At 32.5% G+C, this 11,683-nt stretch carries 13 protein-coding genes; 3 read left to right on the top strand and 10 right to left on the bottom strand.

What is annotated here, in order from left to right; translation table 11 throughout:
- Positions 1 to 75: 75 nt before the first annotated feature.
- Complete coding sequence (locus tag QSV08_RS06175) at positions 76 to 837, bottom strand: ThuA domain-containing protein (protein ID WP_324027534.1); 762 nt, start codon at positions 835 to 837, stop codon at positions 76 to 78.
- A 25-nt stretch (positions 838 to 862) separates the two neighbouring features.
- Positions 863 to 2,167, bottom strand: a complete 1,305-nt coding sequence (locus QSV08_RS06170; protein WP_324027533.1) for a sugar phosphate isomerase/epimerase family protein — start codon at positions 2,165 to 2,167, stop codon at positions 863 to 865.
- A gap of 383 nt (positions 2,168 to 2,550) precedes the next feature.
- Here QSV08_RS06170 and QSV08_RS06165 point away from each other — a divergent pair, with 383 nt between their 5' ends.
- Positions 2,551 to 2,961, top strand: a complete 411-nt coding sequence (locus tag QSV08_RS06165; RefSeq protein WP_324027532.1) for a hypothetical protein — start codon at positions 2,551 to 2,553, stop codon at positions 2,959 to 2,961.
- A gap of 116 nt (positions 2,962 to 3,077) precedes the next feature.
- Here QSV08_RS06165 and QSV08_RS06160 read toward each other — a convergent pair whose 3' ends face one another.
- The 8 genes from QSV08_RS06160 to QSV08_RS06125 all read right to left on the bottom strand — a co-directional run bounded on the left by QSV08_RS06160 (position 3,078) and on the right by QSV08_RS06125 (position 9,565).
- A complete protein-coding gene (locus tag QSV08_RS06160) occupies positions 3,078 to 3,977 on the bottom strand; it encodes an SMP-30/gluconolactonase/LRE family protein (protein WP_324027530.1) in 900 nt (299 codons plus the stop codon).
- Between the two features lie 328 nt (positions 3,978 to 4,305).
- Positions 4,306 to 4,593 (bottom strand): hypothetical protein, encoded by a 288-nt coding sequence (locus QSV08_RS06155; protein WP_324027528.1) that lies wholly within the window; start codon positions 4,591 to 4,593, stop codon positions 4,306 to 4,308.
- Between the two features lie 37 nt (positions 4,594 to 4,630).
- Positions 4,631 to 5,074 carry a hypothetical protein gene (locus QSV08_RS06150; RefSeq protein WP_324027526.1) on the bottom strand — a complete coding sequence of 148 codons (444 nt, stop codon included), beginning with the start codon at positions 5,072 to 5,074 and terminating at the stop codon, positions 4,631 to 4,633.
- A 68-nt stretch (positions 5,075 to 5,142) separates the two neighbouring features.
- The gene (locus tag QSV08_RS06145) at positions 5,143 to 6,039 is read right to left on the bottom strand and encodes an alpha/beta hydrolase (protein WP_324027524.1); all 897 of its coding nucleotides are present in this window, start codon (positions 6,037 to 6,039) and stop codon (positions 5,143 to 5,145) included.
- Positions 6,040 to 6,243: 204 nt separating this feature from the next.
- Complete coding sequence (locus QSV08_RS06140; protein WP_324027522.1) at positions 6,244 to 6,651, bottom strand: hypothetical protein; 408 nt, start codon at positions 6,649 to 6,651, stop codon at positions 6,244 to 6,246.
- A 217-nt stretch (positions 6,652 to 6,868) separates the two neighbouring features.
- A complete protein-coding gene (locus QSV08_RS06135) occupies positions 6,869 to 7,375 on the bottom strand; it encodes a hypothetical protein (RefSeq protein WP_324027520.1) in 507 nt (168 codons plus the stop codon).
- Positions 7,376 to 7,465: 90 nt separating this feature from the next.
- Complete coding sequence (locus QSV08_RS06130) at positions 7,466 to 8,509, bottom strand: DUF7638 domain-containing protein (protein ID WP_324027519.1); 1,044 nt, start codon at positions 8,507 to 8,509, stop codon at positions 7,466 to 7,468.
- A 339-nt stretch (positions 8,510 to 8,848) separates the two neighbouring features.
- The gene (locus QSV08_RS06125) at positions 8,849 to 9,565 is read right to left on the bottom strand and encodes a DUF1853 family protein (RefSeq protein WP_416382051.1); all 717 of its coding nucleotides are present in this window, start codon (positions 9,563 to 9,565) and stop codon (positions 8,849 to 8,851) included.
- 509 nt (positions 9,566 to 10,074) lie between these two features.
- On the opposite strand from QSV08_RS06125, the gene QSV08_RS06120 reads away from it, so the two are divergent.
- Positions 10,075 to 11,226: a vWA domain-containing protein gene (locus QSV08_RS06120; RefSeq protein WP_324027515.1), complete on the top strand. Its 1,152-nt coding sequence runs from the start codon at positions 10,075 to 10,077 to the stop codon at positions 11,224 to 11,226.
- Positions 11,227 to 11,235: 9 nt separating this feature from the next.
- Entirely contained in the window at positions 11,236 to 11,682 is a 447-nt protein-coding gene (locus tag QSV08_RS06115; RefSeq protein ID WP_324027513.1) for a hypothetical protein, read from the top strand.
- The last annotated feature ends 1 nt before the right edge of the window (position 11,683 follow it).

Raw genomic sequence — 11,683 nt, 5'->3', positions numbered from 1 at the left:
AGTAGTAGAAAAGCCAAGCCTTATTAGGGCTTGGCTTTTTAGTTTCTAAAGAAGTCTTTCAATTTATCAATATCACTATTGTTTCATTTCGCCTTTAGCAGCCCAATAGATTCCACCGAATAAATGGTCTAAATACCTTTGATCTTGAAAAGCTTCTGGTTTATGACCAAGTGTTGTATAAAATGAGCGTCCACCGTCGTATAATTGATACCACGCTATTGGATGATTTTTGCCCATACCTTCTAGCGGTATTTCATCATATCCTTTCTGGTAATCAAAGGTGCTTTCATCTACCGAAAGAAGTACTGTAATATCTTCAGATTTTAATGATTTAAAATTGTACCACTCCTCACTCCACAACCATTTTTCTGGTAGGTGTAAGTTTGATGGAAAATTAGAATCATGATTGGTTAATACAGCAGTTTGAAATTGAGGATGATCCTTAAAAACTCCGCCCACTAGATTATCGAACCAAAGGTTTCTAATATCACTATCAGATGTGGAATGGACTCCCACAAAACCTTTACCATTGTGTAGGTGCGCTTTTAAAACATCAAGCTGTTCATTGTTTAAATTATCTGTATTAGCATTTAAAAATACAACCACATCGTAAGATGGTAATTTTTCGGCTAGGTCTTCTGGGTTTTGGGTCCAATCGAATTTAAACTGTTGTTCTGCTGCCATTTTATGGAAAGCATCTACTGCACTAGGTATGCACTCATAATGCCAGGTGTCTTGTACTGTAAATAACAACACCTTAAATTGATCTTGGGCAAAAGCCATTTGGTTAAAAGTTATAATGATAAACAATGATAATTGTAGAATTCTGGTTTTCATAAAGTCAAGTGTTGCTAGTGAATTGTTATAGTATATTAAAGTATAAATAGTTCCATGCAGAATTGATGCTATACCATACTGGGTAATTAAAAGCTTCAACTTCTGCTACCGTATATTTAAGACCGGCGGTTTTCGCGTATTTAAAGTATAGTTCAAAGTCCATTTTACCACTCTGCCCTAGTTCTTTGTAATCTTTTACATGCCAGCTTATAAAACGGTTCTCATGTCTCTTGAAATAATCGATTGGGTCAACGTTAGAAAAATGCATCCAATAAAGATCAGCTTGAAAACTCACGTATTCCGGATCGGTATTTTCTAAGAGGTAGTCATAAATAACCTTGTTTTCTATGATCTTAAATTCATCGGAGTGATTGTGGTAGGCAAACCTAATTCCTCTTTCTTTACAAAGTTTTCCAATAGCATTGTAGTACTCTGAATACTCTTTGAGTTCGGCAAGGGTATTTATTTCTTTAATTTGATTGTTAGATATGGTAAGGTATTCGACACCTGCTTGCTTGTGGTCTTCTATACATTCTTGCCACCACTGCATCGCTTTTTTCCATGCTTTATTGTCATTAGAAGGAAGGTCGTAGAACGTCATGGACCCTGTAAATTTCAAGTCGTTATCCTCTACTAGTTTCTTAAAATCTAATGGAGATAATCCATAAAAAGAGTGGTCTTTATAAACAAAGGTTTCAATATAACTATAGCCCATTCTATCAAGATACTTTAAGGTCTCTTTAGGGTTTTTCTGCATTTGTTCATGTACCGAAACCAATTGAATACCAATATTCTTGTTCTTTGGATTTTTCTTGATATAACGGGTTTGCCAAAGAATTTCGTTCTGCGGGTTAACTCCCTTTAAAAGAACATCAGTTTGATTCTTAAAATCAAAAGTAACCGTCATGGTCTCTTTATCGGTAAAGTCACGGTCTTTCATTATCCATTCAGTTGCGCTCTTAAACCCTCCTTTACCAAGAAACATATCACCTTGTGCACTTTTACCTAATGCAAAAATAGAATCGGTTTTGGTGTCGTGCCCAATAAGCTCTGTCAAGGTATGTTTGTAGATATCTCCTTCCTTTTGAAATACATCAACAGACATTGCGGTATTGTCTATTTTAGGGTAGTTGTTCATTTTTATTAAAGGCACGTTGGCAACACTATCCGTTTTATAATCAATTGAACTGACCCAAAAACCTAAATACTGCTGCAATCTATCTGCCTGTTTTGAAATAGGTATTTGTGAGAAAACAGAATTTGTACCTATTAAAATCAGCAGTAATGTGATTCTATTTGTTAACTTTTGAATACTAAAATTGCGAATCATCCCTTCATATTTATGATAGTAAATATAAACGAGTTGCTTGTCTAAGATTATAACCAATCAAGCAATGACTGGTACTGGTGTTGCATATGGGTAACTATCTTCATCTGAAGCCAAATTAGAAAGCCAATTATATGAATCGCTCTATGTCTATAATTCTGAATTAAAGTACAGATTATACAAATATTTCTAAGAATAGGGAATGCCACATTTGTGTTATAGAATGCACAATTTATTATATAATCTAGATAGGATAACATTTACCTTCGAATTGAGCGAAACATAAGTATTGAATATCTTTTTTGCTGAAATATTGTAAAAGAATTAATCTGAGATACTATAAAATAGAAGAATATTTAATTATAAATTTTAAACAAATTCAACTTATGAAAAATTTACTTTTTACCGCATTGGCTGTAATATGCATTTCAAACTTCAGCTATGCCCAATCTTCTGAAAAAAAAGATGGTGATATAGAAAACACAGAGAAAATGCTTTTAACCATTTTCTTGAAACACGATCAATCAATGAATTTAAGTGAGATAGAAGCCGTTAGGACTAAACAGGGGTTTTATGAAAATTTTCCTCCAGAAGGAGTTTCGGTCGTTAATTGGTATGTAGTAATGGGTATTGGTCAAATGGTGGTATTAGAATTACCGGCTTCTAAACTTAGAGATGTGAACTTAGCGATAGAAAAAACGGCATGGAAAGCTTTCAAATCTGAATTTTATCCTACCTATGACTTGTACCCGCTTATGGAAAAAAAGTTAGATAATAAGTCTAAAGTAAGTTATTAAGTAGTGATTTAACTCATCCAAATTTCTTTAGTTCAAAGCGATTTGGATGAGTCAAAACTTACTCAAAATAGTCTAGATTTTATAACAGTATTCAATTAAACTATGTTCTTTAAACACTAGTTTTTAAGTGGTACCGCATATATTATACCTGCCATCATATCGGGCACCAATAATCTGTCTTTATCTTCTTCAAGATAGAAATCTGCGGCAGATTTTAGTCCTTCAATAAGTACGGTTGACACTTCTGTTTCAGGGTCTATTTTCCAAACTTTTCCAGAGACCCAACTGCTTACATAATAATTACCCTTACTATCTTGTTCTACGGCGTCAGCTCCTCTAAATTGACCTTTAAGCGGACTAAGTACACCATTTTTAGTAACCAAAAAATTACCATTAAAAAAAGCTGCTACCATAATATTTCCATCATTGTCAACACCTACGCCATTGGGGTTTAACATAAGTGGTGAAGTATCTTGTTTTATGGTGATGCGCCCATCTAAATCTACATGATAAATACGCCCTAATTCAGGAACATTTTTTGCTTCTTCACTGTCTAATGGCCATAAATCATTATTAGAATCACGCATGTATTGGGTAGCACCCATATCGGCTACGTACATTCCGTTTCCTTTACCATCTAATGAAACATCGTTTAGATAGAGTGCAGTTTCCGGAAAGTCGGCTTGATCTACAAAAATGCTTGCTTTTCCTTCTCTATCAACGCGCCATATTCGTGTAATATCAGAGAAATACAGATACCCATTTAAGTAAACGATTCCCTTAGGCTCATCAAAACCCTTGGCAAAAACCTTGACGCCGTTTTTAGATATTTCTATCAATTCACCATCTCCTGGTTCTTTTGCGTTCATTACAGTTACGTAATAATTATCGTGGAAACCTTTTGTGATACTCTCAGGTTTCATACCCACCTCAATCGGAAATGCTATTTCAGATTGTGCCTGACATACAAATGCAAATACTAAAGTGATTATGAATGTGATTGGTTTAATTTTCATAACTGTTCTTCTATAATGTTAAATTATTGATATGATGTAAATTTATCATCCATTAATTTGTCATTACAACAATTTTGAAGCAGATGCTAGGAAATTTGTAGCTAATATGGTTTTAGATTGAGCTGATAAGAAAATATATCTTTTAAGCTCTGTTTTTCATTATCGGAAAACCATATTACAATTATATTGATATTGTAATCGATCAACTTGGCGGTGTCGGTATTTTTGAGTCAACGCCCGTAGCAATAAAGGGTAATTGTATTAATACCACAAACCCCGATAATTATGCTCATGGGTATTTTAGGGTAACACAGAAAAATACAATAATCTATACGGTAGAGTAGAAGGTATTCAATCTAGTAGTAGAAAAGCCAAGCCTTATTAGGGCTTGGCTTTTTTTGGTTTGCTTAACTATTTTAATATAATAAACATGCAATAATAAATCATTGTATTTCAAACTAGCGTGTTTTTTAATGGTATCTAATTCTAAATTCAATTCTTGAATTTTACTTTTACAATACGCTATAACCTCAGGTTTATAATCACTATTTGATTCAATAATTTCTATCAATTCATACGCACCCAGATGGCTATAATATTTGTCAAAATCTATCATTATTTTTAGTAATTCTTTTAGTAAAATATTATAATACCTATTGATTTGAATTGTACTCTGATAAAGACATAGCTGCATAAATTTGTATGTTTTTATCTAAACTACTTATTTTTAGAGATTTTACTGCCGATTTGAAAAATGGCAATAGTGTATCGGTTAACATAATTTGGTATTTTCCTTCATATTCTGGGTGCGTACTACGAGACAACGTAATTATACCTTTATTAATTTCAAAGTCTGCATACAAATCTTCATTTCTATTTAGCTCAATAGTAATTTGATTAATCTTAAGTTGCTCGATATATAAGTTTCGAATTCTATATACCTCTTTTACTTTGTCGTTACCTAATACATCTACACCATCTTTATAAATATGTATCAAATTCCAGCTACCAATAATTTGTGGTTGCTTATTATTATTTACGCATGACATAAATATTAATAGTACAAAGAGATAAAATAAAGTTTTAAGCTTTTTCATGTGTAGTTTAAATAAATACTTTTCTAAACTAGAATGGTATGCCAACTGTTAGTCTAAGGGTAATTTTTTTACTCTAAAAAAGCGCTGACATTATTTGTCCATTGTTCGTTGTATTTTATTAAATAGTTTTCGTGTCCGGCCTTAGAGTATAACTCTAGTTGTTTTTTTCCTTTCAAGTTTCTAAATATTTCGTCAATTTCTTGTCGGCTTACTTTTTCATCTTGTTCACCATACATTAACAAGGTTGGACAATAAATGTTTTTGGCATATTCTGAGGGATTATGTCCAAATGCCCAAAATCCGTTCTGAATACCACCCCAAAACATTAATAAACCAGCCATAGGGAATGTTGGAGCATTCATAGTTTCAAATCTAGCACTAACAGTTTTATACATTGAACCAAAAGGACATTCTATTATAATTCCTTTTGGTTCTAATTTGAATTCATCTATAGCTTTTAAAATTGCAACAGCACCCATAGAAGTACCGAATAAATAGATATTTTTTTCTCCTTTTTTCTTCAAATACTCAATACTTTCTTTTACTTGTTTTGATTCATGAAATCCTATTGTTGTTTGATTTCCTTCTGATGCGCCAGAGCCCATGAAATCAACTAAAAGCGTATTGTACCCTAGATTAAGAAATATATTAGATTTATCCAATAATGAGGATTTTTCGCCGCCATACCCATGAAAAAGAATTACTGTTCCTTTAGAATTAATTGATTTTATATTCCAACACTCAATTCTTTTATCAGAATTTAATATAATAGTTTCAAAATTTTGGGTTGGCAATGTTTTGTTTAATGGCTTTGGATTATTTACTCCAAATATTAAAGTTTTGGTTTTTTCAATGGTCGTAAGCTCTTTTGGATTTCCTGTTTTTTCAATAGAGTTGATATCAAAATGAGTAAACTTATATGCATGAAAATATGCTATAAAATTTAACCCAATGAAGATTGTCATTATTAAAATTAAACCCTTTTTTAAAATTCTTTTTCTTTTTTGCAAGGGGTATTTTTTAAGTTGAAGATAAGGTTTAGTTAAAGCTTATTGTATAGTTTTATTTTTTCTTGTCCGAAGCTAAATCCATTCCCGATAGTTATCAGGATTAGCGGCTTTATAAATATATGTAGACCTTTCGGTTTAGCACAAATTCCCTATGTTTTTTTATACAGTAATATCAACTGGTTTTTTTGTTTTCAATATCGTCAAAATTACAAGTATTAGAAATGAAATAATTGATCCTATAATAAATCTGTCAGGGTAAAAGTATTCAGTTAAGGTTTTTGAATCCATTGAAAAAAACAGAACAGAATTACAAATAAATAAAATAGATAAAAAACTATTTATTATTAGTCCAATTTTATTTTTTGAAAACGAAAATCCGATTAATGAAATTAGAGATAGAATCAGCATTAATTCCGTTGAAATTTCGTTTGTAGAATATGGCAATATTTCAGAAACTAAATAAGACAAGTAACCTCCAAAATACCCGAAAACCATTTGTCCAATTGGTGAAGTCACTAAAAAAATAGCACATATTACTGCTGGTATTTTAAGTTTATTGGGTTTCATTTGTACTTGTTGCTAACGATTTGGTTAAGCGTAATATGGAGGCAAGAAACTTTTCGTTTCCGTCTGCCGACGTAGCTAAAGCTTATTGTTTTGCTTTTTCTTTTATTTTTACAAAGCTAAATCCATAAGATTTAGCGACATTATAAATATACACATACCTTTCGGTTTGATCCTAAAATCCGCATTTCGTATAGGTTGTGTTGGTAGTAGTAATTTATCACTCTGCTAGGAAAAAATATTTGTTCCTATCAATCTTGTTTTTTAGTTCTGCATGAAACTCAGCGTCAAATTGATAACCATAGTTAGATTCAATACCTCTACGAACTTCTCCTTTAACTATTATATTATACAGTCCATTTTTTCTTTCGATTTGAAATGAGCAATTTAAAATCAATAAATGTTCAAACTGGTAAAAGCTGCTGTAAACATACTTTTCCCAATCTTGATGGTTTGTATCCGCTTCTGGAAATTTAATAACTGACTTATTAGCAAGTTCATTTTTTTCTAAAGGCATAATCAAAGAGAAACTTAAATCTGGAATATATACTTTGTGTTCTCCATGAATTTCGTGGTGAGATGCAATAGCAGAAATATACAGAAGTGATTGTCCATTAATTTTTTCAACACATAATTCGCTTTCTGAAATTTCGAAAAAATCAGAACTATCTCCAGCTTTGTATTCGATTTTCCCCAAAGATGGATTTAGTTGGATTATATTTTCCATTTTTTGCTATTATTACTGTCAACGTCACTTGTATGGTGCCTTTGCATCCCGTAGGGTGCATATGCATTAGACAAACTGTTATGTGCTTTTTTATTTATCTTTTGGTTCAGGCATATCATCATATGGGTACTCATATCCATAATCGTCTTCCCATTCTTTTTTGACAATATCTCCGTATATTACTTGACGAACTTCATAGTCTTTAGTATCCATTGTTCCAACAAATATCCGCTTATGCTCAGGAACAGCTTCATAAGCTATTTTTAATTCCTCCATTAATTTAACATTAGGGTTATTTTTGTATTCTTCGAAAATTCTTGCGCATTTGGTAATGCTATTTTCTTTACCATTAAGTTCATTTAATTTATCTGTCAGTTCGTTTAACTTGAAATTTATATCAACTCCGCTTCCAGATTTAATTTTAAAAGAACCTAAATTTAGGATTGTAACAGTTTCTCCAATTTTTAAGTCACTAACTAAAACCTTCTCATTTATTAAGTTTTTTACATCCGAAAAATTAATAACTTTCTTAGTTGGCAGATTAGTTAATTCTACACGTCCACTTTCATAAATAGAGAGTTCTGTTAGGTAGGTTTTATTATCGTTGATTCTATAAAAGAAATGAAACTTTTCTCCGTTGACTTTATTTGGGAGTATTGAATCAAGATCATCATAATGGTAAGGTTTTGGCGAAGGATCAAAGTGCTTAGCAACGTCTACTTTTCCTATTTTTTTTGAATTATTTCCATTGTAATTATGAAGATTTTCCAAAGTAGGATTTAATCTTTTAATTAAGGACGAAATAAACTCATATAGAGATTCTTTTGTATGATCCCATTCTCCTTGTTCAATATACCAATTACCTAAATTAAAAATTGAAATTGCTTCTCCGTTTGGAATTTTGGTTACAATCCATCCTTGGTTAATTTTATTTCTTAGTATTGATAAGTCTACCATTTCCCAACAAGAAATTAAACCATCACTATAAACTTGTAAATCAGTAAAATGGTATTGCATATTGTGGATTATTCCAGGAATAGAGAATCCTTCAAAAGTTTCAGTCCTTGTTATAGTTGTCAGGTCTGAAGTCTTATCAACGTTCTTTTTTTTAAATATTTTATCAAATAATTTCATTCCTCTCTAAATGCCTTTCCGTATTGCACATATTCCCATTTTAAAAGTAATCTAATTCTCACCTAAGTAAAAATTGGTGGTTGTCAAAAACCATTAGCATTAATACCATACCATAAAATAAATGCTCAAATCTAGTTTTAAATATTATAGGAGCTATGTCATATTGTGATTTTTTACTGATGCTATCAATTGATGCTATCAGAGATTCAATCAGTTATTATTTTATGAGGCTTTTTTATGTTTTTTATTGTTATAACTAATCGGAATCTATATAATTACATATATCAAATATTTTAAAATTGTCTAATCAATACCTTCTAAAAATTTGATTTTCAAGAGTTACCACCAAACCACAAAAAACTTCTCAAATTCAGTATCACCTTTCATCATCCAAACCATAGGAGCACTTTTATTATTGAGGCGTTCTTCAATTATTTCAATAACAGCATCGTGAGAAATCCATGCTACTTCTTCAAAAGGATTAAACACCCACTCACTTTTAGTAGGTATGTAGAATTTGTGATCCATAAAGTCAGAAGAATTGAACTTCGCCATTCGTAACCAATAACCCACAATACAATGGGTGTTTATTGGTGAAATATCTAATGAAGCAATTTTATAGGGTTGAAACAATTGTGCTTTATAACACACCTGTTGTTTAATATTTGTAGTGTCTATTCCTTTTTCTAAAAGTGCTTTTTGACCAATACTGGTATGTATTAAAGAGAATTGATTGTTCTTAATTTTCTCTAACTTTTTATAAAATGCATCACTTCGATTTGGTCCGACTAATTGATGAATAGGATTCTCAATTGCTGTATCGATTAAGTAGAATTTATAGGTGAGTTCTACATGTATCAGTTGTTGCGTGGCTGTCTCTTTAAGTATAAAGTCTATTTCTCCAATAGTCTGTTTTCCGTCTCGTATTGGCATATTATGAAGTAAAACCTCATATGCATCACTAGTATCCAACAACTGCTTACATACATATTCCATCTGGTGCCCTAATCGTAATTTCTCAAGTATAGCTATCGGAGTAATCTCATTCAAATCCACCTCAGGAAATTCAAATTGCGACACGCCAAACTGTACACCTTCCCATATTGGTGGCGTAGCTAAAAAGCTTTTGAGCTGGTTGATAGTTGTTTGTTCTTTATTGATGATATATTGTTTAATTGTTGATTGTTGATTGATGGTTGCTCGTGAATTGAATCGTATTGATATTCGGTGACTGAGCGTAGCCGAAGTTACTTTTTAAAACGCTACGCGCAAAACGCAATCCGCTGAGCGCTAAATGCTACGCGATTATCACATGCATGCATTGTAATTTGTATCTTAGGTACACGAAACAAACAGATTGCTTCGTCGCTAAAAAGCTCCTCGCAAAGACGAACTTGAGAACGCCGCGAGCAAAACGCTTTACGCTATACGCCATGTACTAAACTCATATAAAATAGTTAATTGCGTCAAGCGCTTAGCGTCTAGCGAAAAGCGAACGTTAAACAACAACGTTAACATTTCTTAAATACTACGGGCATCCACTGTAAAAGTGTTAATTTTATACTATGGCTATGAATGAACGAAAAGGGTTCCGCTTTGAAACTTACAAAGCACCCGAACAATCAATTTTTGATAGGCTATTTGATATTTTTCAAGAGCTTATTACACATACATCCGGAGACTTTGACGAAGCTATAGATTGGTTACGTGAATTGGACAAGGAATATGAACTTACAACTGAAGATTATACTATTGAAGACTTTATTGAAGAATTAAAGGCGAAGGGTTACATACGCGAAGAGTTTAAAGATGGCGGTGGAGATGCTCAAGATGGCGAAGAGGGTTCTGGTGGTGGAGACATTTCTATTACCGCAAAAATGGAACGTATTATTCGTCAACGTGCGCTAGACCAAATTTTCGGCAAACTTAAAAGAAGTGGTGCTGGTAATCATAAAACGGGTAAATCTGGACAAGGAGATGAGCATACTGGAGACTTACGAGAGTACCGTTATGGTGATGGTCTAGAAAACATATCTATGACCGAGAGTATTAAAAACGCTCAGATTAATCATGGTATGGGAAGTTTTCAACTGAGTGAAGATGACCTTGTTGTAGAAGATACGCAGCACAAAGCGCAAATGAGTACTATTCTAATGATAGATATTAGCCATAGTATGATTTTGTATGGTGAGGATCGTATTACGCCCGCTAAAAAGGTTGCCATGGCTTTGGCAGAATTGATTACGACGAGATATCCGAAGGATACACTTGATATTTTAGTTTTCGGTAATGATGCCTGGCCAATACCGATTAAAGATTTGCCGTATTTAAAAGTAGGTCCGTATCATACCAATACCGTTGCAGGTTTGCAATTGGCGATGGATATGCTTCGTAGAAAACGGAATACCAATAAGCAGATTTTTATGATCACCGACGGTAAGCCAAGTTGTCTTCGCATGCCCGATGGTACATATTATAAGAATAGTGTTGGTTTAGATGATTTTATTGTGGAGAAGTGTTACAACATGGCGCGACAAGCACGTAAGTTGCATATTCCTATAACGACTTTTATGATTGCACAGGATCCTTATTTAATGCAGTTTATTCGTCACTTTACCGAAGCAAATAAAGGCAAGGCATTCTTTACGGGATTAAAAGGATTGGGTGAAATGATATTTGAAGATTACGAGGCGAATAGAAAAAAAAGACTGAAATAAGAACGGAGAATGAATTCTTATAAGAGACCTTGGTATAAGTTAAAAAGAACATGGATAATTCTGTTCTTATTGACTTTTATAGGTTTATTCGTTTCAACTTTGCCACCAGAATTGTCTCGTAATATTACTTATTTAACAAAGGCATATTCTGAGCCTGAAATATGCGAAGGTGCTTTAGCAATTGCAAAAACAGATACAACAGTTTTAAAATTGCTTGGTAATTTAGAGCCTTTAGGTTCTTTAGATATGTTAAATGGTTCTGTAGGGTATTCACAAAATGGTGATTCTGTAGGAATTACTATAAATGTTAGGGGAGATAAAGAAATAAATAATATCCGTTCAAAAATGGATGTTTTGGCTGAAAAAATAAATAACAAATGGGAATATATTTCCATAAATATTCGAATTAAGAAACCGGAAGCGTTAAAGCAAACGATTCCTATTTTAAAGAAATAAG

Source organism: Maribacter sp. BPC-D8 (assembly GCF_035207705.1).
Taxonomy (GTDB): Bacteria; Bacteroidota; Bacteroidia; order Flavobacteriales; family Flavobacteriaceae; genus Maribacter.
Note: the sequence above shows the minus strand (reverse complement) of the source record. Positions and strands in the feature narration are given on the sequence as shown.